15 protein-coding genes and 1 riboswitch are annotated in these 22754 nt (G+C 63.3%); of the genes, 10 read left to right on the top strand and 5 right to left on the bottom strand.

The features are described from left to right. The 4 genes from HV675_RS18290 to HV675_RS18275 form a co-directional block, all read left to right on the top strand. The coding region (locus tag HV675_RS18290) for a citrate/2-methylcitrate synthase (protein WP_281364052.1) at nucleotides 1-253 on the top strand (253 nt) is incomplete at its 5' end. Between the two features lie 331 nt (nucleotides 254-584). After that, nucleotides 585-2864 (top strand): amylo-alpha-1,6-glucosidase, encoded by a 2280-nt coding sequence (locus HV675_RS18285; RefSeq protein WP_175112339.1) that lies wholly within the window; start codon nucleotides 585-587, stop codon nucleotides 2862-2864. Nucleotides 2865-3562: 698 nt separating this feature from the next. Continuing rightward, on the top strand, nucleotides 3563-4714 hold the full coding sequence (locus HV675_RS18280) for a porin (protein ID WP_175112338.1): 1152 nt from the start codon (nucleotides 3563-3565) through the stop codon (nucleotides 4712-4714). Nucleotides 4715-4979: 265 nt separating this feature from the next. Beyond that, nucleotides 4980-5939 (top strand): LAPAL motif-containing putative phage structural protein, encoded by a 960-nt coding sequence (locus HV675_RS18275; RefSeq protein WP_175112337.1) that lies wholly within the window; start codon nucleotides 4980-4982, stop codon nucleotides 5937-5939. Here HV675_RS18275 and HV675_RS18270 read toward each other — a convergent pair. Then, nucleotides 5936-6799 (bottom strand): enoyl-CoA hydratase/isomerase family protein, encoded by an 864-nt coding sequence (locus HV675_RS18270; RefSeq protein WP_175112336.1) that lies wholly within the window; start codon nucleotides 6797-6799, stop codon nucleotides 5936-5938. The genes HV675_RS18275 and HV675_RS18270 overlap by 4 nt on opposite strands. Nucleotides 6800-7541: 742 nt before the next feature. On the opposite strand from HV675_RS18270, the gene HV675_RS18265 reads away from it, so the two are divergent. The 4 genes from HV675_RS18265 to HV675_RS18250 all read left to right on the top strand — a co-directional run bounded on the left by HV675_RS18265 (nucleotide 7542) and on the right by HV675_RS18250 (nucleotide 11084). Continuing rightward, a complete protein-coding gene (locus HV675_RS18265; protein ID WP_175112335.1) occupies nucleotides 7542-7967 on the top strand; it encodes an OsmC family protein in 426 nt (141 codons plus the stop codon). Between the two features lie 104 nt (nucleotides 7968-8071). Beyond that, nucleotides 8072-8713, top strand: a complete 642-nt coding sequence (locus HV675_RS18260) for a TetR/AcrR family transcriptional regulator (RefSeq protein WP_175112334.1) — start codon at nucleotides 8072-8074, stop codon at nucleotides 8711-8713. A 142-nt stretch (nucleotides 8714-8855) separates the two neighbouring features. After that, nucleotides 8856-10304 (top strand): MFS transporter, encoded by a 1449-nt coding sequence (locus HV675_RS18255; RefSeq protein ID WP_246270373.1) that lies wholly within the window; start codon nucleotides 8856-8858, stop codon nucleotides 10302-10304. 501 nt (nucleotides 10305-10805) lie between these two features. Then, entirely contained in the window at nucleotides 10806-11084 is a 279-nt protein-coding gene (locus tag HV675_RS18250) for a YodC family protein (protein WP_175112332.1), read from the top strand. A gap of 21 nt (nucleotides 11085-11105) precedes the next feature. Here the strand turns inward: HV675_RS18250 and HV675_RS18245 are convergent, their stop codons facing one another. Both HV675_RS18245 and HV675_RS18240 read right to left on the bottom strand, forming a co-directional pair. Then, entirely contained in the window at nucleotides 11106-11738 is a 633-nt protein-coding gene (locus HV675_RS18245) for a LysE family translocator (protein ID WP_175112331.1), read from the bottom strand. Between the two features lie 23 nt (nucleotides 11739-11761). Next, nucleotides 11762-11877, bottom strand: a riboswitch (ZMP/ZTP riboswitch). A gap of 134 nt (nucleotides 11878-12011) precedes the next feature. Next, nucleotides 12012-12329 (bottom strand): superinfection immunity protein, encoded by a 318-nt coding sequence (locus HV675_RS18240; protein WP_377700541.1) that lies wholly within the window; start codon nucleotides 12327-12329, stop codon nucleotides 12012-12014. 132 nt (nucleotides 12330-12461) lie between these two features. Here HV675_RS18240 and HV675_RS18235 point away from each other — a divergent pair, with 132 nt between their 5' ends. Together HV675_RS18235 and HV675_RS18230 are read left to right on the top strand one after the other, a co-directional pair. Continuing rightward, nucleotides 12462-13919, top strand: a complete 1458-nt coding sequence (locus HV675_RS18235) for a M20 family metallopeptidase (protein ID WP_175112330.1) — start codon at nucleotides 12462-12464, stop codon at nucleotides 13917-13919. A gap of 474 nt (nucleotides 13920-14393) precedes the next feature. Next, on the top strand, nucleotides 14394-15272 hold the full coding sequence (locus tag HV675_RS18230; protein WP_175112329.1) for a crotonase/enoyl-CoA hydratase family protein: 879 nt from the start codon (nucleotides 14394-14396) through the stop codon (nucleotides 15270-15272). Between the two features lie 248 nt (nucleotides 15273-15520). On the opposite strand, the gene pdeR is transcribed toward HV675_RS18230, so the two are convergent. Next, entirely contained in the window at nucleotides 15521-17533 is a 2013-nt protein-coding gene (gene pdeR / locus HV675_RS18225) for a cyclic di-GMP phosphodiesterase (protein WP_175112328.1), read from the bottom strand. A gap of 501 nt (nucleotides 17534-18034) precedes the next feature. After that, nucleotides 18035-22687, bottom strand: a complete 4653-nt coding sequence (locus HV675_RS18220) for a DEAD/DEAH box helicase (RefSeq protein ID WP_175112327.1) — start codon at nucleotides 22685-22687, stop codon at nucleotides 18035-18037. Nucleotides 22688-22754: the final 67 nt, after the last annotated feature.

The following is a 22754-nucleotide window of genomic DNA, read 5'->3' as shown; positions in this document are numbered from 1 at the left end:
GATCGCGCTGGAAGACGAATATTTCGTGTCGCGCAAGCTGTATCCGAACGTCGACTTCTACTCGGGCATCGTGCAACGCGCGCTGGGCATTCCGACGTCGATGTTCACCTGCATCTTCTCGATGGCGCGCACGGTGGGGTGGATTGCGCAGTGGAACGAGATGATTGCGGATCCGGAGCAGAAGATCGGCCGCCCGCGTCAGCTCTTTATCGGCGAAACGCCGCGCGAAGCGAAGCCGCTCGCGAAGCGTTAAAACCCGCGAGGCGCGGCGCGCGGCGAGGTCATCGCGGCGCGCGCCACGCATACCGCGCGCACCGTCTGCCATTCATCTTCCCCTCCTCATGTCATGCCATGTCATGCGCGGCCCGTCCGATCCGGGCCGCTGACCGCACGACGCGTGCCACATCCGCTGTCCCCCATGTCTGCGCCGTCTCGCGATGCGAATTTTCGCTTTCGTCCCGGATATCCGCGCGCATCGGTGAAATGAATGGTGCATGTGCGCAACGCGGACGTGTCCATTTCACGTAGACCCTCTACAATCGGAACGAGGATCGACCAGCATAGACGAGCACAGGAGGGAGTGAATGCAGAATCCGGAAGCACTCGGAGGACTGACGCACGCGGGCAGCGTGGACTATCAGGAGCAGGAAGACGACGGCGCATTCATCGCGCCGGAGAACCTGAACGTAGCGAGTCCCAACCAGTCTGTATTGAAATCGGGCGGCACATTTATCGTCAACGACCCGCTGGGTGACATCACCGGCGTCGACGATGGCCTGTTCGTCAACGACACGCGCGTGTTGTCGCAATTGCGCCTGACCTTCGGCGGGCGGGCGCCGTCGCTGCTGTCGGGCAGCGTCAGCAGCGACAACACCGCATTCACCGCGCACCTGACCAATCGACCGTTGCCGCCGCTGGGCGGAGACAGTACGCCCGAAGGCGTGATTCACGTCGAGCGCGTGCGCGTGTTGTGCGGCACGGTGCTCAACGAGGCGATCGAGCTGACCAACTACGGCACGAACGACGCGGTCGTGCCGCTATCCATTTCGTTTGCAAGCGATTTTCGCGACATGTTCGAGGTGCGCGGGCTCAAGCGCCCGAAGCAGGGCACGATTGAACCGGCGCGGGTCGAGAACGGCGAGGTGCTGCTCGGCTACGTCGGCCTCGATGACGTGACGCGCCGTGTGCGGATCGCATTTTCGCCGGCGCCTGACAAGCTGTTCGCCGGCCGCGCGGACTACTCGGTGCGCCTGCCGGCCCAGGCGTGCGTGTCGATCTATCTGTCGGTCTCAGTCGAGGTCGAGGCAAAGCACGGGCGCGGCGATGCGGCCGTCGCGCAGCCGACGCATGCATTCAGCGAAGCGCACACGTCGCAAATCGACACGGTGCGGCCACGGGTCGGCCGTGCCGCGGTGCGCGCGGCGCTGGTCGACGCGCATCTGATGATGCGCGAGCGGCGCCGCGCATCGGCGCGCGTGCGTTCGAGCAACCCGCTCTTCAACGCGTGGATCGACCGTTCGCACGCGGACCTGAGCCTGCTCACGACCGATCTCGAAACCGGCCCGTATCCGTATGCGGGCATTCCGTGGTTTTCAACACCGTTCGGCCGCGACGCGGTGATCACGTCGCTGCAATCGTTGTGGCTGCAACCAGGACTTGCGCGCGGCGTGCTGCGCTTCCTCGCGAAGCATCAGGCGCTCGAAGAATCGGCGTTCCGCGACGCCGCGGTCGGCAAGATCATGCACGAGCTGCGCCGCGGCGAGATGGCGGCCACCGGTGAAGTGCCGTTCGCGCTGTACTACGGCGGCGTCGACACCACGCCGCTGTTTATCGTGCTGGCGGGCGCGTACGTGAAGCGCACCGGCGACACGGCGCTCGTCAACGAACTGTGGCCCGCGCTCGAGCGCGCGGCGAAGTGGGTGGCGGGTGTGTGCGACCGCAACCGCTTCGGCTTGCTCGACTACCAGCGCGCGTCCGACGGCGGTCTTGCGAACCAGGGCTGGAAGGACAGTCACGACTCGGTGTTCCATGCCGACGGCCGTTTCCCGGACGGCCCGATTGCGCTCGTCGAAGTGCAAGCCTATGCGAGCGCCGCGTTCGACACGATGGCGCAGTTCGCCACGCTGCGCGGCGACGCGGGCGAGGCGGCGCGCTACACGCAGCGTGCGAAATCGATCCGTGAACGCGTCGAAGAACTGTACTGGATGGAGGATCTGAAGTTCTACGGGATCGCGCTCGACGGCCATGGCGAGCTGTGCCGCGTGCTCGCGTCCAACGCGGGACACCTGCTGGCGTTCGGGCTGCCGGAACGTAAGCGCGGCGAGGCGGTCGCGCATGCGCTCGGCTCGTCGCTCTTTCATACCGGCTGGGGCGTGCGCACGCTCGCGGCCGACCAGCCGCGCTTCAATCCGATGGCGTATCACAACGGCTCGGTCTGGCCGCACGACAACGCGTTGTGCGCGCGCGGTCTGGTTCGCTATGGCGGCAAGGGCGGCGCAGTGAACCTGCTGCAGGCGCTCTTCCAGGCGGCGGTCAAGTTCGATATGCGCTTGCCGGAGCTGTTCTGCGGCTTTCCGCGGCGGCGCGGCGAGCCGCCGACCGCGTATCCGGTTGCCTGTCTGCCGCAGGCGTGGGCGGCAGGCTCGCCGTTCATGATGCTCGAGGCGTGTCTCGGCGTGACGATCGACGCCGCGCGCCGCGAGGTGCTGATCGAGCAGCCGATGCTGCCGGACGGCATCGACTGGCTCGAAGTCGGCGATCTGCGGGTCGGCGACGCGTCGGTGTCGATCACGTTCCGGCGCGTCGATGGCAAGGTGGTCGCATCGGCCGAGCAGGGCGACGTGCGGGTTGTAGCGTTGCTGTAACGGCGACGGGCGGGGGCGTTGCGTCATCTTGCGTGATCGCGTGCGGGGAGCGGGCGGGCCGGTTTGCGGCCGTGCCGCTCGCTCCCCGCGTCAATCGTCGCGCGGCATGGCCGATTAATGCAAATTTCGGAAATACTCTGAAAGCATTATTGCGTCGCATGACGCGTATTTCTCAATAGGCGCTGATAATTATTGAGAAACGCGACTTTCATTTATATGAATAAAGTTGAATCGATGCGAAAAATGAAATTGAAAGCGTGATTGTCAAGTTTGGTAAGCGTAATTCAGCGGGATATAAAACAGAATTAGAAAATTGCGCTTGCGCAAACCCATCCCGGCGCTCGCCCCGGCGCAGCGTGACACGCTGTGCACAGGTCCGCTGCGTGCGGGTTTCGGCCATATCGATCAAACCCGCCCTGCGTTCTCAAGTGCTTCGAATTTCCTGCGCAAATCGGCAACCGCATGCCGCGTTGTGAGCACGCCACGACCTCCATACAGCGTGTGTGTAAAAGCCACAAGCGAAGTGTGCTGGATCTCGCGTAAAGCTTTGTCCGACCTGCGTATTACAGTTTTATGAAAGTATCACCGCTGATATAGACGAACAGTATTGCGCTATATGGCGGGATGCTTATTGCGGGTAGCTCCCTATACTCTCGTTCGCCGTCCAATCCGGTTTCCACACGAAGGAGCTACCCTCAATGAAGAAAATCGCTATCCCCGCAGCGGTGATCGCGGCGTTTGCCGCGTCGACCGCGCATGCGCAAAGTTCCGTGACGCTGTACGGCCTCATCGATGCCGGCCTGGCGTATACGAATAACGTCGTCAAAGGCGGCACCCATGGGTCGCTGTTCCAGGCAACGAGTGGCGAGATCAACGGCAGCCGCTTCGGCGTGCGTGGTTCCGAAGATCTCGGTGGCGGTCTGCATGCGATCTTCGTGCTCGAAAACGGTTTCAGCGTGTCCAACGGCACGCTCGCGCAGCACAGCCGCCTGTTCGGCCGGCAAGCGTTCGTCGGTCTGTCGAGCAACCAGTACGGCAGCGTGACGCTGGGCCGCCAGTACGACACGCTGGTCGACTTTGTCGCACCGCTGTCGGGCACGTCGGGCACGTTCGGCGACACCGGCTTCGCTCACCCGTTCGACAACGACAACCTGAACCACTCGGTTCGGATGAACAACTCGATCAAGTACACGAGCACGAACTACGGCGGCTTCAAGTTCGGCGGCCTGTACGCGTTCTCGAACAACGACGATTTCGCCGTGAACCGTGCGTACAGCGCGGGCGCGAGCTATTCGTACGCTGGCTTCAACTTCGCGGCCGGTTACCTGCAGATCAACGGTTCGAACAGCGCGGCCAACACGGCAGGCGCGATCGACGTCGCCGAATCGAATTCGAACGGCACCGGCGGCTTCGTGCTGGGCGCGGACGTACAGCGCACGTTCGGCGCCGGCCTGAACTATGCGATCGGACCGGCGCTGCTCGGCTTCGTGTACACGCACAGCATGTATCAGGGCTCGACGTCGTTCGGTTCGGCAGGCGGCAACGTGCGCTTCGACAACTATGAAGTGAACGGCAAGTATGCGCTGACGCCGGCAATCAGCCTCGGTGTTGCGTACACGTACACGGACGGCCACGTGACCGACAGCTCGACGTTCGGTTCGGATCCGAAGTGGAACCAGGTCAACCTGCAAGCCGTGTACTCGCTGTCCAAGCGCACGGACGTGTACGCGGAAGGCATGTACCAGCACGTGACGGGCCACGACTTCGTCGCGTTCATCAACAACTCGGGCGGCGCGTCGTCGACGGGCAACCAGGTGGTAGCGACGGTCGGTATGCGTCATCGCTTCTAAGCTGGGTCGTTGTGCGTAGAGAAGGGACGTAAATTGATCCCCGTCTGGCGTATGCCGGACGGGGTTTTTTCTTTTGATGTCTGAGATGGTCGTGTCACGTTGGGCACGCCGAGTTCATAGGCCAAGGAACTACCGACGAAATAGGCATTTGCCTAGCCAGGATTAAGGACTGCGTTGCATTTGTCAGCCTGCGGTATTTCGGTGCAACATGCCGTTTATGTTCCACTGCCTCGCGGTACTAGCGCCGCGCTCCTGAACTATGGAAATGAGCAACCATCAGCAGTTTCATGTGCTGTTCGACGGTCCGGCGTTGATCGAACACCGTATGGACGTGCGCGATCTTGCGCCCGCACTGATCGCCATCGCAGACCTGCTCACCGCAGCCAATCACGAACTCAATGGAGAAGCGGCCAGCCTTCGTGTGCATGTCAATGCGAGCTTCAAGGCGGGGTCGTTCGGTATCGACCTGGTCGCCACCCAGCATCTGCTGTCGCAAATCCGGAGCATTTTCTCGGGGAGTGGCGCGACCGCCATCTCGAACGGCTACGCCATCATGACCATGGTCGGATTCATCGGCAGCGGCGGTCTGATCGGCCTGTTGCGCCGGTTGAAGGGGCGGCGCCCGGTGCGCATCGAACAGAAAGGTGAAGTCTCCGCCGTCCATGTTTCCGAAACGGAGTCCATCGAAGTCGACTTCCGCGTGATAAAGCTCTACCGGAACAAAATCGTGCGTACCAGTCTGGAGAAAGTCATTTCGCCGTTGGCGCGCGAAGGCATCACCGACTTCGGCGTGGTCATGCGCGACAAGGTCGTTCTCGACGTTCACGACGACGAAATCGCATCGTTCAGCGCTTGTACAACAGAGGCTGTGGCAGATGTTGTCTCGGATACGACGACGCACAAGTTGCTGCAAATCGAGTCGCTAACATTCAAGGACGGCAACAGGTGGCGAGTGCACGACGGTCTTGCAACCTTCTGCGCATCGATTGAAGACCCGGCGTTTCTAAAGAAAATCGACGCCGGCGAGCGCTTCGGCAAAGGCGACGTGCTGGTTGTGGATCTGCGTCAGGTGCAAAGCATCAGCGGCGGAAGACTGAATCACGAATCGACCATCGTGAAAGTCCTGGAACATCGCCAGCCGTTACAGCAAGCCTCGCCGGAACGAACCGACGCCGGCCCGGACGCAGAACCTGCGGGCACGGGCGTCGATCTGGCCATCGCCTAGCGTTTGCCGACTACTTCGGTGTAGTGATTGAGGTTGCGCTCAATCTCCGGATTGGTTTGCAGTCCGCGTTTCATCAGTTCGCCGATGCGGTACTGAGGTTCGGGCCGTTGCACAGACCAGATGAACAGATCCCAGCCTGCGGCGATCTCAGCGTCGGGCGGCAGGCTTGCGTAGTTCACCGCCTGCTTGATGTCCGCGAGTGCTTGTCCGTCGAAACTGGCGATGCGTCGGGCCAGTTTGTCGACGAAGTCATCGAGCTGTGCATCGGGCAGCGAGCGATTCACATAGCCGAACCTGTCGGCAGTTTCGCCATCGAGGTTGTCCGCGCCGAGCAACACTTCCATTGCGCGGCCGCGTCCGATCAGGCGCGGAAGGCGGGCCATCGGGCCGCCGCCGGGCGCGAAAGCCGCGCCGGCCTCCCACTGCGAGATCTGCAGATTCTCCAGCGCGGCGAAGCGCATGTCGCTGGCGAGCGCAAGCTCGCTGCCCACGCCGGTCACGCGGCCGCGCAGCTTGGCGATTGAGACCACTCGCGACTTGCTGATCCTCACGAGCATGTCGGGCAGTGGATGCAGTCGGGTCGGACCAGGCTCGAGGCGCGTCGAGTCGGACAACGGCGGGATGAAGTCGTAATGGGTCAGAAAGTAACCCGGCACGTCGCTTTGAAACACGACGATTTTTAGATCGGGCGTGGTTTCGATCTCGTTGACCACCGCCTGGAACTGCGGGATTGAATCCGGGCCGAAAAGATTGAACGGAGGGTTATGAAAGGTGACTTGCCAATATGACGGCGTGATGCGAGTGACGCTGATCTGCTCGTGAACCGGCTGCGAAGCGGTGGACTCAACCTGATCGATCATGTTGCCTCCTCGAAACTGCGGTGAATTGAGCGCGTAGCGCGTCGGAAAATCGACGCGACCTTTTCCTGGAGCCGCGGAATGTGGGGTCTATTGCCGCGTTGGAGTCGCTGTTTCGCCTGCGTTGTTTCGGGTCGGTTTTCGCCTTCGAAGGGCGGAAGAGATGCACCGGTTCAGGGCGAACGGTGTGGATCGGGCGAGCCGGGCAGCGAACTGGTTCGGATACTAGCATCGCGTTAGAAGGGCTGTTGTCAGCGTGCTCAAACGGTTATGTAGCAAGGCAACGGCAACGATGGGCGGTGCAGCGGTCGCCAGTCGTGCGTGGGCGCCCCCGATGGGAATTCAGCTCGCTGTCTGTAGAAACGGGTCGTCTCACAACGGTTCGTTGCTCGCCACGGCAAGGCTGATCGGCCGAGTCGGTGCGCGGCGGAGCTGAGCGGAGGTCTCGACGTTGACGACCGGGCGTGCAAAAAAGCAGAAAAGCACGTTCGAATAAACGCTGCCACTGCTGCAACCGCAGCAACGTAATCACCGAACGAAGCCGCACGACATCGTCATCGCAGCTTCATCGCGGCGTCGCGACGTTAAGCCTATGATGAAGTTCGGTCCACGTCTGTGCCTGAAGTGCGGTGCAGCGTTTGCGAGCGATACCGTTTCCGCAGAAAAATCCGGGCGCGACCGTTGCGGACGGCTTCGCGGCACAGCGAATGCTGTATGGCGCACGAGGCAACCACAGGAGAGCGTAATGAAGCGCAAGGCATCGGCAGTCTGGCAAGGCGGTCTGCAGGACGGAAAGGGCGCGATTTCCACCGACAGCGGCGTGCTGAAGGACACGCAGTATTCATTCTCGACGCGGTTTGAAAGCGGTGTCGGCACGAATCCCGAAGAGCTGATTGCTGCCGCCCACGCGGGCTGCTTTTCGATGGCGTTGTCCGCGGAACTGGGCAAGGCCGGCATCAAGCCGGAGCGCATCTCGACCACCGCAACGGTGACGCTGGATAAAGACGGCGGCGGCTTTTCGCTTACCGCGTCACATCTCGACGTGGTGGTGAAAATCCCCGGGGGCGACAAGGCCAAATTCGACAAGGCCGCGGCGGACGCGAAAGCCGGTTGCCCGATTTCGAAAGTGCTGAATGCAACCATCACGATGGATGCCAGGCTCGAAACCTGAGCGTCGCTTCGTTTGCTACCCACTTTGCTGCATGCCGTGATGCGTGGCCGGTCCACGCATCACGGACCTTGATTTGTTGACTGCCCAGTCATAAAATCGGGCGCATGTCTGATCCCATCGTTCCCAGGAAAGCCGCCCGCAAGCGCGCTGCGGAGTCTTCGCGCGGGCGTCCCCGCCAATTCGATACCCACACTGTGCTTGCCCGGGCAGCCAGGGTGTTCTGGGGACACGGCTACCACGCCACGTCGATCGACGACCTCGTCAAGGCGACCGGTGTGCTGCGCGGCAGCCTGTACGGCGTATTCGGCGACAAGCACGGCCTGATGCTCGCTGCGCTCGATCATTATGCGGAAGGGTCGATCGCGGGACTTGTCGAACGCCTGAATGCGGACGTGTCGCCCGAGCAGGCGTTGCGCAATGCGCTGATGCATCACGCGCGTGTCGCGGCGGCACTCGATGGTCATCGCAGTTGCTTCATTACGAATGCGACGCTCGAAATGCAGCCGCACGACGAAGCACTGCTGACGAAACTCACTGCAATCCAGCGGCGCGTTGCAACGCTGTTCGCGGCCGCGGTGATTCGCGGCCAGGCCGCGGGCGTATTCGATCCGGCGCTCGACGAGAAAGCGGTCGCCGACTACCTGTACTGCATGACACAAGGGTTGCGTGTGGCCGGCAAGGTCAAACGCAACGCGGACGAACTGGAAGCGGTCGTCGATATCGCGCTGCGAGCACTGACGCGTTAGGTGCGGTCAAGCCTCGAGTCCGACTAAATTTTTTTGTCGATTTATTGAACGAACAGTCATGAATACGAAAGACATTCACCCTCCAGAAGCGGACAAGGCAAGCGGTCCTCGGCACCCGGCGACATCCGCTGGCGGGTCCGAGATGGCGCCGCACGCCGAACACACGGGTATCGCGCTCGTCGTGCTGCTGGTCGGCGCGTTTCTCGCACCGCTCGACTACTTCATCGTCAATCTTGCACTGCCGTCGATTCATACCGGCATTGCCGCCAGCGACGCGCAATTGCAGCTGATCATTTCCGCCTATGCATCGGCATTCGCCGTGCTGCTGATCACCGGCGGCCGGCTCGGCGACCTGTTCGGCCGCAAACAGATCTTCATGACCGGCATGGCGGGCTTTGTGATCGCGTCGGCGTTGTGCGGTCTCGCAACCAATGGACTGATGCTGGTCGGCGCGCGCATCTTGCAGGGCATGGCGGCCGCACTGATGGTGCCGCAGGTGCTCGCGACCATCCGCGCCGTGGTGCCGTTGCATCGGCAAACGAAAGTCATCGGCTTCTACGGTTTCGTCTACGGTCTGTCGTCGATCGTCGGCCAATTGGGCGGCGGCGCGCTGATCACTTACCATCCGTTCGGGCTCGACTGGCGCGCGGTCTTCCTGATCAACGTGCCGATCGGTTTGCTCGCGTTTGCCGGCGCGTGGAAGTTCATTCCGGAGAGCCGGCAGCCGACGCGCACCAAGGTCGATGTGATCGGCGTGGCGTTGCTGTCGCTGCTGTTGCTGCTGCTGATCTACCCGCTCACGCACGGCCGCGAGGCTGGCTGGCCGTGGTGGACATTCGCGATGTTCGCGCTCAGTGTGCCGGTGTTTGCGCTTTTCATCAGCGTCGAGCAACGCATCGTGCGCGCTGGGGGCTTTCCGCTAGTCGACCTGCGACTGTTCCGGAATCGCGCGTTCTCAATCGGCCTCGTGGTCGCGTTCCTGTTCTACTGCAATAGCGCGTTCTTCCTCACCTACGGCATCTACCTGCAGACTGGCCTGCACTGGTCTGCGCTCGAAGCGGGGCTCGCGATCATGCCGTTCGCGATCGGCTTCGTGTTCGGGCCGCTGACGTCGCCTGCGGTCGTCGCGCGGATCGGCACGCATGTGCTGACGCTCGGCTGCGCGCTGCTCGCCATCGGTTTCACGGTGACGGGCTGGGCCGCGTTGCGGTACATCGAGCCGGGGCCGCTGCTCTATGCGGGGCTCGTCTGCGCGGGCGTCGGCCACGGACTCGTGTTTCCGTCGGTGATGCGCGTGGTGTTGTCGGAGGTCGCGCCCGAGAAGGCGGGACTCGCGTCGGGCGTGGTCAACACGACGCTGCAGATCGGCGCCGCATTCGGCATCGCGGCGATCAGCGGCGTGTTCTTCGACACCGTGCAGGGCCACGACACGCCGCAGGCTTACGCGCACGCGTTCGAACGCAGCCTCAGCATCAACGCGACGCTGCTCGCGGGGTGTGTACTGCTAAGCGTCCTGGTGGTGCGCCATCAGCAGCGCGCGCGGCGCGAGGCGCAGGCGCGGGAACATCGCGCGGCGAAGAATTGTGCGTGAACCGGGCAGATATTCGTCAGGCATTATGCGTTTGCCTGGCAAATACCCTTATAAAACATCACTTCTCGCACGCCATTCACGCCGCGGCGCGTTATCGAGGTTCAGCAATGATTGGTTGATTTATTGGTGAGCAGATTATCTGATTTAAGCCAGTCGCCTTGGTAGTTAACTACGATTATTGCGGCCGTATGACAGCGTTTCGTCGGAATAAACATTACAACAACCGTCACGCCTGCGCGTAACCTGCGTAGGAAATAGGCAAATCCTTACAGCGCAGGGCCTCGTATCTGACAGCGATTCCAGCCCATAAGATGCTGAACGTGCGTTCTAAAATATTTTATAAATTCGTTTAAATCGCATCGAGACCGATTTGTTTTAGAAAACACTTGCCTGGGGAAAATCTGATTGTTAATCTTGCGGCACTCTTAAATTGATTCGGGTAGTACGTTTATGGCGGTGTTTGATCAGACGGCTCGACACTACGCTTATAACGGGGACATCATGCGGACTGCTTCTCTCCAACCATTCGATATGCCGCAAGCCGGGCAATTCAACGTCGGCGACGTTGTCACGTTGAAAGCCGGCGGCCCGCGCATGACTGTCACTTATATGGGGCCCATCGGCGGCTCCGCCGTCGACCGGCTGGTCTGCCAGTGGTTCGATGAGCATGGCGAATTGCGTCAGGACATCTTCGAATTCGACGACGTGCGCTGCGAGCCGCGCTCGATTCCGGCCGGCTCGGTGCAGTTGCACAAATTTATCCGGGCCGCGCTTCCCTGAAGACGCACGCAGGGAAATGCCTTAGCGGCGCGCTTCCATCGCCATGCGCACCGCGAGACCCGTCAATACCGTTCCCATCATCCAGCGCTGGATCACGAGCCATGCCGGCCGGCGCGCGAGCAATCCGGCGATCGAGCCCGCGGTCAGCGCGACCGCCGCGTTCACGCTCATGCTCAACGCGATCTGCACGAAGCCGAGCGCAAGCGATTGACCCAGCACGCTGCCTCGCTGCGGATCGATGAACTGCGGCAAGAGCGACAGATAAAGCACTGCGATTTTCGGATTCAGCAGATTGGTCACAAAGCCCATCGCGAACAGCTTGCGCGGACTGTCGGCGGGCAGCTCGCGCACCTGGAACGGGGAACGACCGCCTGGCTTGACGGCCTGCCACGCGAGCCACAGCAGATAGATTGCGCCGCCGAAGCGCAGCGTGTCGTACGCGAACGGCACGGCGAGCAGCAACGCGGTAATGCCGAATGCCGCGCACAGCATATAGACGATAAAACCGAGCACGACGCCGCCGAGCGAGATCAACCCGGCGACGCGACCCTGGCAGATCGAGCGCGAGACCAGGTAGATCATGTTCGGGCCGGGCGTCAGCGCCATGCCCAAGGCGACGAAGCCGAAGGCCAGCAGAGGGGTGAGTTCAGGCATTGCATGTCTCCATGACAAGATCGAGGCAATGCCCAGGCGCGCGGCGGTGCGAGGCTGCGGCGAACGGTGATTGACGCCGCGACCCGGTTCGCGCTCCCCGATGGGTGTCCATCTCGTAGCGCCAGTTGCGCGAACGCGCCGATTATTCCACGACAACGGGTGTTGCGGCTAGCCGCGACATGTCAACAGCGACCGGCGGCGCTCGACAGTCGAGGCGGGATATCCCGTTCGCCGGCGCGTACGCGTGGCTTCGCTACCGCGACGAAAGCGCTGCTACTTCGACGAACGCTCGCGCGTGCCGTTGCGCGACGTGCGCAAGCGCACCCGCTCGCCGAGCATCGTCGAAAAGGTGCGCATGCCTATGCGCTTGCGCGACTGCTCGATTTCTCCGGCGACGTTCTTCGGCGGATTCGGCTGCAATGCCCAGTACAGCGAAAGCAGCCAGCCGAACACCGTCCAGCCGACGACGGCGTTGAACAGTGCGATCGTCAGCAGATCGTAGCGTTTGCGCCGGTCCGCGATGATCGACGGCAGGAAATAGAGCGCCAGCGCGACGACAGCCGCGACGCCTTGCACAATGAGGTTCTTCATCAGGGTGCCGGGGGGATGCGATGTATGACGGATGCGCCTATTGTCTCGCGAATGCGGCTTGCGCGCATCGCGCGGGGCACCCTGTGTGATCGGGACTATCATGTGCTTTTTTCACCGACCGGACACGCTGCGATGACCTCCGACTCCGCCACGCAATCGAAACTGGATCACAACACACTGCGCGATTTCGTCGAGCGCAAATGGAACGACGAGATCGTGCCCGCGCTGACCGACTATATTGCCGTGCCGGCCAAAAGTCCGGCGTTCGACGCCGACTGGCAGCAGCACGGCTATATCGATCGTGTCGTCACCGACGCGGCGCAGTGGGCGCAGACGCAGCCAGTGCGTGGACTGAAGCTCGAAGTGGTGCGCTTGCCGGGCCGCACGCCGGTGATCTTCTTCGAGACGCCGGCCACGCGCTCGGGCAGTACCGAGACGATCGTGCTGTACGGCCATCTCGACAAGCAGCCCGAGTTCGCCGGCTGGCGCAACGACCTCGGACCGTGGACGCCGAAGCTCGAAGACGGCAAGCTCTACGGCCGCGGCGGCGCCGACGACGGCTACGCGATCTATGCGAGCGTCACCGCGCTCGCGGCGCTCGATGCGCAGGGCGTCGAGCGGCCGCGCTGCGTCGGGCTGATCGAAACCTGCGAGGAATCGGGCAGCTACGACCTGCTGCCGTACGTCGATGCGCTGCGCGACCGGCTGGGCAAGGTCGGGCTGGTTGTCTGCCTCGATTCAGGCGCGGGCAATTACGATCAGCTGTGGCTCACCACCTCGCTGCGCGGCCTCGTGTCCGGCGATCTCGACGTGCAGGTGCTCGACGAGGGCATTCACTCCGGCTCGTACGGCGGCATTGCGCCGTCGAGCTTTCGCATCATGCGGCAACTGTTCGAGCGGCTTGAAGATGCGTCGAACGGCAATCTGCTGCCCAGGGGTTTTCATTGCCCGATTCCGCCGGAGCGTCTGCGTGAAGCGGAAGCCACCGCGCACATTCTGGGCGACGATGTGTGGAAGAAGATGCCGTGGGCGTGCGGTCAGGACGGCCATCAGGTGTTGCCGACCACCACCGACCCGAGAGAGGCGCTGCTCAATTCGACGTGGCGTCCGTCATTGTCCGTGACGGGCGCGGCCGGGTTGCCTTCGCTCGCCGATGCGGGCAACGTGCTGCGTCCGCGCACCGCATTCAAGCTGTCGTTGCGGCTGCCGCCGCTGGTGGACGCGGCCCAGGCCGTCAACGAACTCAAGGCATTGCTCGAGCTCGATCCGCCGTACAACGCGAAAGTCACGTTCAAGCCGGATAGCGGCGCGGCGACCGGCTGGAACGCGCCGGACGTCGCAGCGTGGCTCGGCGCCGCGCTGAACGACGCGTCACGCCAGCATTTCGGCGCCGACTGCGCGTATATCGGGCAGGGCGGCACGATTCCGCTGATGAATGTGCTGAAAGCGGGCTTTCCGCGTTCGCAGTTCATGGTGTGCGGCGTGCTGGGTCCGAAATCCAACGCGCATGGCCCGAACGAGTTTTTGCATGTGCCGTATGGCAAAAAACTGACAGCCTGCGTGGCCGGGGTCATTGCCACGGCCCCCTGAAGGTCGGGTATCCTGAGCACTGCATCGTGCATGCGCAAGTGTTGTGCATGCACGGTGTTCCCCACCGGGCCGCGGTCGCAGCGGCCCAACCGCCCTGTCCCGTCCGATGGCCGCCCCGCGGCATTCCTTTTCTCTGATAATTCCAATAAAAAATGCAATAGGAATATATCCGGATCACATTGCATAAATGGAAAGGAAATTCCACAGGAAGATTGAAGCAAAGGTTCTAATGGCGTAATACCCATCCACCCCCTGCCGTGGCTTGATCGGGTATCCGTAGCATTTCTTCCATCGCAATCGTTTGCGTCATGAAACGTCGGTACGAGTTACCGTGAAAGCCGCGCTGGGCGGACTTGCGCGCGGACCCCGTTTAAATGTGCAGAAGTGTTGGCCAGCCGCTCTCGCGGGATTGTGGTCTGTTTTAGGCTCGTATAGCTCCACCGACGTTTTATAACCTAAAAAGGACCATCGGAAATGAACCTGAATAGCCATCACGCATGTCGTCCGTTTGTCGAAGCGGGCAATCTGACTCAAATCTCGGCCTTTTACGAGGAAGAACGCAACATCATGTGGATGATGCTGCGCGCGCAACCGCGTCCGTGCTTCAACCTGGAGCTCGTGCACGACATCCTGAGTCTTGCGCATGCGGCTCGGGAGTCGGGTGTGCCGATCGATTTCTGGGTGACCGGCTCGGTGATTCCGACCATGTTCAACGTCGGCGGGGATCTCAGTTTCTTTGCCGAGGCGATTCGCGCCGGCCGGCGCCAGGCGTTGATGGCCTACGCGCGCGCCTGCGTCGATTGCGTGCATGCGGCGGCCCGCGGCTTCGATACCGGCGCGATTTCGATCGCGATGATCGAAGGCACGGCGCTCGGCGGCGGTTTCGAGGCGGCGCTCGCGCATCATTTCGTGCTTGCGCAGAACGATGCGCGCATGGGCTTCCCCGAAATCGCGTTCAATCTGTTTCCGGGAATGGGCGGCTATTCGCTGGTTGCGCGGCGCGCCGGCATGCGGCTCGCCGAGGAACTGATCGGCGGCGGCGAATCGCATACGGCGGAATGGCACTCGACGAAGGGGCTGGTCGATCACCTGTTCGAGCCCGGCGACGCGTATATGGCCACGCGTACGTTCATCGATACGTTGCGGCCGAAGCTCAACGGCATACGCGCGATGGTGCGCGCGCGCCAGCGGGTGCTGCAACTGTCGCGCGCGGAGCTGATGGAAATTACCGAGGACTGGGTCGAAGCCGCGTTCATGATCGAAGAGAAGGATCTGGCGTTTATGGAGCGGCTCGTGACGTTGCAAAACCGTCGGACGACGAACTTGCGCCATCACAACGCGAGCGTTGCCTGAGGGTACGTAAGGCCGCATCAGGATGCACAGCTGCGACGGCGACCCAAGGCGCAACCAGGTGCGCGACCTGAGCGCATGAAGAGTCGCAGACGGACGCAAGCGGGCCGCAAACCGGACGGCAACCGGCCGCAACCGGATAAGCACGGACGGCAGCAGGCGGACGAACGCAGTTCCACGGAAGGAAGCAAACAGCCCGGCACGGCGCGCGGGCGGGCAGAGGGTCTTGCGGGTCGCGCGATATGCGCCGTTCAGGCGATCAGCCGGACCTTCTGCCGGTCGACCAGCCATTGTTCGAATTCAGCGGCCGGCATCGGCTGGCTGTACAGATACCCTTGCACGTATTCCACGCCGAGGCCTTTCATGAAAAGCTCCTCGGCTTCGGTTTCGATCCCTTCGGCGACCACTTGCAGTTGCAGCGCCTGCGCGACCGCCACCATCGACCGCACCAGCGCCTGCGCTTTGCGGTCGGAATTGATTGAGCGCACGAAGCTGCGATCGAGCTTGATCACGTCGAGCGGAATGCGGCCGAGTTGCGACAGCGACGAATAACCGGTGCCGAAGTCGTCGAGATGCACTTGCGCGCCGAGCTTGCGGAACTGGGTGATCAGGTCGATCGCCGCCGCTTCGTCTTCGATCAGGCAGCTCTCGGTCAGCTCGAGATCGATCAGACACGGGTCGAGGTTCGCGTTCTGCAGCGCTTCGCTGAAATGCCGCACGACCGCGGTATCGACCAGTTGCCGCGCCGACACGTTGATCGCGATGCGCAGGGCGAGGCCGCGCGCCTTCCATTGCGCGGCCTGCGCGGCGGCCGTTTGCATCACCCAGCGGCCGAGCGGCCCGATCAGTCCGGACTCCTCCGCGTAGCGGATGAACTCGTTCGGCATGATCTGTCCGCGCTCCGGCGAGTGCCAGCGCACGAGCGCCTCGACACCGCACACCGCGCCGGTCGCGAGCGACAGTTTCGGCTGGTAGTGCAGCACCAGTTGGCCCTCGTCGAGACCGCGCCGCAGGTTCGTATCGAGCCACATATACTCGGCGACCTTGCGGTTCATTTCCGGTGAGAACACGCGATAGGTGCGTTTTCCGCCGTCCTTCGCGACGTACATCGCGGTGTCCGCCGCGCGAACCAGCGATTCGAGACTGTCGCCGTGTTCGGGAAAGAGCGCGATGCCGATCGAGCAGCCGGTATAGACCTCGACGAGCCCGAGGCTGAACGGTGTGCGCAGACGTTCGAGAATACGCTGCGCGGTCGCTTCGAGCGACGCGGCGGTCGCGGGCGACGATAGCACGATGAATTCATCGCCACCGAGGCGCGCGAGGGTATCGCCCTCATCGAGACAGTCGCGCACGGTGGCCGATACATCCTGAATCAGCCGGTCGCCGAACACGTGTCCGTAGTGGTCGTTGACCTTCTTGAAGTTGTCGAGGTCGAGAAACAGGATGCCGACGGAGGTATCGGCGGGCGCGCTGGCAATCGCGGTGCGGATCTTGTCCTGGATCGCGTTGCGGTTCGGCAGGCCGGTCAGCGAATCGGTGTTCGCGAGTTCCGACAGGCGCTCCTGCGCGCGGCGTTCCTCGGTAATGTCGGTACCCGAGCAGATCAGGAACTGTTCGTCCATGCCGCTGCCGCTTTGCACGAACTTGTTGCGAAACAGGAAAAGCCGCTCGCCGTGCACCGTGCGCACGAGCCGCTCGACCTCGTACGACACGCCGCGATTGAAGAAGCCCGAGATATTCTGGCTCGACGCGGCGCCGGCCTCCGTCGACATGAACAGCGCCCAGACGCTGCGCCCGATCACATCTTCTTCCTTCATGCCGGTCAGTTCTTCGGCGAGACGGTTGAAGCGCTGGATACGGCCATTGCGGTCGACGATCACGACCACCGAATTCACTTCCGACACGACCTGCTCGGCAAACGACAACCCATGCACGAGATCGCGCGCGACCGATTCGGTGTCGTCGTATTCCGATGCGGTGCCGGCCCACGTGCTGCCATTGAGTTTTTTGCCGACCAGATGCAGACGCAACCGTTCGCCATACAGATGGATGTCGAGCGTCAGGTGCGAGGTCACGCCGGTCAGGCGGCGAATCTGCGCGGCCTGCTGCGCGGTCAGCGCGACCGCGGCGGTAGCCGGCCCGTTGCCGGTGACGGGCGACAACTCGAGCGCGTTGCTGTCGTTCGACAGACGCCAGCATGGGCTGTGCGTGCCGAACCGCGCGTAGAGCGCCTGATGCACCTGATCGTATTGGTCGTCGTTCATGAATGAGGGTATCCGGGCAAAGTTGCCACCTATGCGGTATCGGTTTCGGCAAAACGTGCAAGAAACGGATACGGGCAAGCAGATGACAGATGTCGGCTGGCGGAAGACGGTCCCCATTGTAGCGAAGGGTGTTCGGGATTTTCGGGCTCCGAACAGGTTAACGGTTTAGCGCAGAACATTCTTAATAGCAATCGGTACGTGGCCTGTCACGATCGATTCACGACAATGCAACGGTTTTGCATCGTCTGGAGGTTTCACATGAGGGCGCCATCGACGGCATGCCCAGCGATTTCGCGGACGTGATTCAAGCTTGCGCCACATACCGACGGCATCCGGATAGACGACCTGAGCCGTTTGCGGCCAGTGTTCTTTGCATTCAAGAATGAAGTCAGCGCGAAACTTCAAGGCGAACGCGCCGGCACAGAACATGTGCTGGCACTGCGCGGCGCGCGCGAATATGCATTCCGGATAGAAGACGGGCAGACGCCGTCGCGTGGCCTGTCAGCGCCGCCGTGCAAGGCATGCGCGCATCTGCTCGCGCGCGGCGCCGTCGTTGATGTCTTCGAGATAGCGGAACTCGCTCGCCACGAGCGTGGCGACCGGCACGCCGTCGCGAAACAGCACGCGGTTGCCGGCGACAGCCGGCACCTTGTCGCCCGGCAGCAGTGTACCGACCAGATTGAGCGGATCGGTTGCGGCAACGCAGACGAACGTGCTGTGCTCGTCGTGCCGCTCCTGATTGCGGCGGCGTGCCTCGCGCAGCACGGCAATCGCGTCCGGCAGCGCGAACTGTTCGCCGGCGAGGCCGTTGACGAAGCGGCCGCCGCGCACCTGGCCGCGCGCTTCGAGCCGTTGATAGACACGCAGCAGGTCGCGCCACGGCGGCAGCCATTCGGCCTCGCGTTCGAGCAGCCGCCAGAATACGACGCCGTAGCGGCGCAGCAGCGTCAGCGCGATATGCTCGATGACGTCCGGCGCGAACGGCGCGCGGCGGGAGGCGGGAACACTGGACGCGGCTGTCGCGGATCCGCGCGCCGTCGCGTCATCCGCAGCTGAAAACTTGCGCCGCTGCACGAGCGCCCAGCGTCCCGCGTCGTCCATCCCGCCGATCAGCGGCATCGCGGCGCGGCGGCGGCCATGATGAAACGCATTGCGTTTCGCTGCGGGTTTCAGCAACGCGCGCAAGCCGGCAAAGCTATCCGAATGCACGAGGCCCGCGGCGACCAGTTCGCCCAGCGTGTTTTCCAGTTCCACCGGCAGCAGATGCACATCGGCCACGAGTTCGTCGAAAAACATCGCGCCGTGGCTGGCCAACGCGTCGTACACGCTCTGCGCGCGCGGCGAGAGTTCCGGTTGCTTCTGCGGATCGAACAGCGCGCCCCACGCGCCCAGATGGCGCCGCGGCAACAGCACGACCGGTGTGCTGCGCACCGGCGCGCTCGCGGCACGCGAACGTTCGGTCAAGCGAGTCCAGACAATCTTTCCCGCGCGGCACAGTTCGTCGAGCGACATTGGCGAATAGTCGTTCAGGCGCGCGGGCAGGATGTCTTCTTCCCATGCGGCGGCCGCCGCTTCGAAGCCTTCCATCTGATCGAGCACCGCCGCGAGCGCGTCGCGGCCGGTGCCGCGGGTGTCCGGTGTCAGGCGCTGCCACGCGAACAGGAAGCGCATGAAATCGTGACGCTCGACCGGCTCGATCTCGCGTCGCAGCTTGCGCACCGTATAGCGATGAATGCGCGCGAGCAGATGGCGCTCGCACCATTGCTCGCCGGTGGCGCCGGGCGTGAAGCGGCCGCGCATCACATAACCTTCTGCTTCGAGCTTCGCCAGCGCTTGCGCAACGCTCGATGCGGGCAGCGCGAGCGCACGGGCAAGCGCCGCTACCGGCAGCGGGCCGAAGCCCGAGAGCCGCGCGCGCACGACTTCGACGAGCGCATCGTCTTCGTTCCATGCATCCGCGTAGCCTTTGGGCAGGCGCAGCTTCGGTTCGAGCGGCGCATCGGGGTAGAGTGCGCGCACGCAAGCGAGCCGTTCCACAGGCACCCACAATGCGTCGCGTTGCGCGATTTGCATGCGCGTCGCGTGACCGGATTGCGTCAGGGCAGCGAGCCACGCGGGCCACCCTTCGTTTTGCTGCGCTTCGGCATCGGTCACGCAAGCGAGCGTGGTGAGCGCTTCGTGCATCTCGTCGGCGCTGCGTACTTGCGGCCACGCTTCTTCACTCACACTTGCGATTGCGTCCGCGTCGAGCGCGCCGAGATCGTCGGTGGACGCCGGGTCGGTCCAGCGGCGATTCAGCACCGCTTGTGTGCGTCGCTCTTCGATCGGCGCGTCGTCGAGATACGCATACGGCTTCGCAGTCAGAATCTCGGCTGCGAGCGCGGACGGCGCGGGCAAGTCGCGCGCGATCAGCGTGACCTGCTTGCGCTCGATGCGGCGCAGCAGGCGCAGCCAGCCTTCGGTGTCCATCGCCTCGTGCAGACAGTCGTCGACGGTTTGATCGACGAGCGGGTGCTTCGGCAACTCGCGCTCGCCGACGATATTTTCCGCGCACGCGACCTGGTCCGGAAACACCGCCGCAAGCAGATCCTCGCTGCGCATCCGCTGCAATTGCGGCGCGGTCTTGCGGCCACCGGTGTAGCGCGGCAGTGCAAGCGACGTGGTCGCGTTCCAGCGCCAGCGCACGTTGAAAAGCGGTGCGTCGAGCAGCGCCTGAACCAGCAGATGCTCGGCGCTTTTCGAATTCAGATAGCGCCATACGTCGTCGAGCGCGAAGCTGTGACTGCCGGTCAGCGACAGGATGATCGCGTCTTCGGTCGCGGCGGCTTGCAGTTCGAAATTGAAGGTGCGGCAAAAGCGCTTTCTGAGCGCAAGACCCCACGCGCGATTCAGGCGGCTGCCGAACGGCGTGTGGATCACGAGTTGCGTGCCGCCCGATTCGTCGAAGAAGCGCTCCATCACGAGCGTATCCTGCGTCGGCAGCGCGGCAAGCGCCTGGCGCGCGCGCGCCAGATACTCGACGATCTGCCGCGCCGCGGGCTCCGTCATACCGATTTCATCGACAAGCCAGTCGATCGCGTGCTCGATTTCGCGGCCGGCACGCGGGCGTTCCGCGATGGCCACATCGGTTGTTGCTGTTTCTATCTCGAACGGCGCTGCGAGGTCAGCGGCTTGCGGGCCGGCGTCAATCGCAGCGTCATTCGCAACGTCCAGTGTGGCGCTTGCGATGCGTTCATCGCGCCGGCCCGACGCTGTTGCGCGCGCAACCATCCTTGGCGAAGACTCGACACCGCTGCCGGCGCCGCTGTCAGTCTCTCCCGCGAGTATCCGGTCAATCTCGCCACGCAGTCGCGCCACGCCCATCGACAGTTCGTCGCTGCGCCCCGGCGCTTCGCCGAGCCAGAATGGAATATTGGGCGGCTGGCCTTGCGCATCCTCGACGCGCACGCGGCCGCTCTCGACGCGCAGGATCTTGTACGACGCATTGCCGAGCTGGAAGATATCGCCGGCCAGACTTTCGACCGCGAAGTCCTCGTTGACGGTGCCGACCTGCACGCCCTGCGGCTCGAGGATCACCGCGTAGTCGGCGTTTTCCGGAATCGTGCCGCCGGAGGTGACCGCATACAGTTTTCCGCCGCGCCGGCCGCGCAGTGTGCCGTTCACCGCATCGCGATGGATATACGCGGCACGGGTGCCATGACGCGTCGTGAACCCTTCGGCAAGCATCCTGAGCACGGCGTCGTATTGCTCGCGCGTGAGGTCCGCATACGGCGCCGCATGGCAAAACCGCTCGAAGAGCGCATCTTCGCTCCATTCGGCGCTGCACACTTCGGCGACGATCTGCTGCGCGAGCACGTCGAGCGGCGCGCGCGGAATGTGCAGCGCGTCGAGTTCGCCGCGCCGCACGCAATCGAGGAGCGCCGCGCATTCGACGAGGTCGTCGCGCGACACCGGAAAGAGGCGGCCCTTCGGCATGCCGCCCACCTGATGGCCCGAGCGTCCGACACGCTGCAGAAACGGTGCGATCGCACGTGGCGAACCGATCTGGCAGACCAGTTCGATATCGCCGATATCGATGCCGAGTTCGAGCGACGCGGTGGCAATCAGCACGCGCAGCTCGCCACGTTTCAGGCGCTGCTCCGCATCGAAGCGATGTTCCTTTGCGAGGCTGCCGTGGTGCGCGGCCACCGCGTCCTTGCCGAGGCGTTCGGTCAGATGCCGCGCGGCGCGCTCGGCCATGCGGCGCGTATTGACGAACACGAGCGTGGTGCGATGCTGCGCGACCAGTTCCGCGAGCCGGTTATAGACGAGCTCCCGCGCATCGTTCGACATCACCGCTTCGAGCGGCACCGGCGGAATCTCGAGTGCGAGGTCGCGCTCGCGCACATGGCCGACGTCGACGATTGCGCAATCGGCGGGCTGTGCGCTATCGATGCCCGCACCGCCCACCAGAAAGCGCGCCACTGCGCCGATCGGCTTTTGCGTGGCCGACAGCCCGATGCGCGGCAGGCGCCGCCCGCACAGCGCATCGAGCCGTTCGAGCGTCAGCGCGAGATGGCTGCCGCGTTTGCTGCCCGCCATCGCGTGAATCTCGTCGACGATCACGGTCCGCACCGTCGACAGCATCGTGCGGCCCGAATCGGAACCGAGCAGTACGTAAAGCGATTCGGGCGTGGTGACGAGAATATGCGGCGCACGTTTGCGCAACGCGGCACGCTCCTGTTGCGTCGTATCGCCGGTGCGCACGGCGGTGCGGATCTCGAGCGGCGGCAGTCCGCGTTCGGCCAGCTCCTGTGCGATGCCGGCGAGCGGCGCCTGCAGGTTGATGCGAATATCGTTCGACAGCGCTTTCAACGGCGACACATAGACAACGAGCGTCGCGTCGGGCAGCGCGCCGCCATTCGCAAGGCCTTCGCGCACAAGGTCGTCGAGTGCGGATAGAAAAGCGGTCAGTGTCTTGCCGGAACCGGTCGGTGCGGCGACGAGCGTCGGCCGGCCGCTGCGGATCAGCGGCCATGCGGCGGTCTGCGCATCGGTTGGAGCGGGGAACGTATTCGAAAACCAGCCGGCGACCACCGGATGGAACCCGGCGAGTGTGCCGGCAAAGGAAGCGCCGGAAGTCATGCGACCGTAGGTGGGGGCGCGGCGAGCCATATCCAGAGGGCGCGGGACGCCCGGTTGCGTCGTCAAGATGAAAGTCTCGCAGGTTTTGCGCGCTCGC

The sequence above is a fragment of the Paraburkholderia solisilvae genome, assembly GCF_902859875.1.
Classification (GTDB): domain Bacteria; phylum Pseudomonadota; class Gammaproteobacteria; order Burkholderiales; family Burkholderiaceae; genus Paraburkholderia; species Paraburkholderia solisilvae.
Note: the sequence above shows the minus strand (reverse complement) of the source record. Positions and strands in the feature narration are given on the sequence as shown.

Bases quoted from the DNA above. Each gene is read 5' to 3' on its own strand.
- HV675_RS18250 (WP_175112332.1), top strand. From the start codon at position 10,806: ATGCGGACTGCTTCTCTCCAACCATTCGATATGCCGCAAGCCGGGCAA.
- HV675_RS18230 (WP_175112329.1), top strand. From the start codon at position 14,394: ATGAACCTGAATAGCCATCACGCATGTCGTCCGTTTGTCGAAGCGGGC.
- HV675_RS18255 (WP_246270373.1), top strand. From the start codon at position 8,856: ATGGCGCCGCACGCCGAACACACGGGTATCGCGCTCGTCGTGCTGCTG.
- HV675_RS18285 (WP_175112339.1), top strand. From the start codon at position 585: ATGCAGAATCCGGAAGCACTCGGAGGACTGACGCACGCGGGCAGCGTG.
- HV675_RS18240 (WP_377700541.1), bottom strand. From the start codon at position 12,329: ATGAAGAACCTCATTGTGCAAGGCGTCGCGGCTGTCGTCGCGCTGGCG.
- HV675_RS18260 (WP_175112334.1), top strand. From the start codon at position 8,072: ATGTCTGATCCCATCGTTCCCAGGAAAGCCGCCCGCAAGCGCGCTGCG.
- HV675_RS18270 (WP_175112336.1), bottom strand. From the start codon at position 6,799: ATGATCGATCAGGTTGAGTCCACCGCTTCGCAGCCGGTTCACGAGCAG.
- pdeR (WP_175112328.1), bottom strand. From the start codon at position 17,533: ATGAACGACGACCAATACGATCAGGTGCATCAGGCGCTCTACGCGCGG.
- HV675_RS18280 (WP_175112338.1), top strand. From the start codon at position 3,563: ATGAAGAAAATCGCTATCCCCGCAGCGGTGATCGCGGCGTTTGCCGCG.
- HV675_RS18235 (WP_175112330.1), top strand. From the start codon at position 12,462: ATGACCTCCGACTCCGCCACGCAATCGAAACTGGATCACAACACACTG.
- HV675_RS18265 (WP_175112335.1), top strand. From the start codon at position 7,542: ATGAAGCGCAAGGCATCGGCAGTCTGGCAAGGCGGTCTGCAGGACGGA.
- HV675_RS18220 (WP_175112327.1), bottom strand. From the start codon at position 22,687: ATGGCTCGCCGCGCCCCCACCTACGGTCGCATGACTTCCGGCGCTTCC.
- HV675_RS18275 (WP_175112337.1), top strand. From the start codon at position 4,980: ATGAGCAACCATCAGCAGTTTCATGTGCTGTTCGACGGTCCGGCGTTG.
- HV675_RS18245 (WP_175112331.1), bottom strand. From the start codon at position 11,738: ATGCCTGAACTCACCCCTCTGCTGGCCTTCGGCTTCGTCGCCTTGGGC.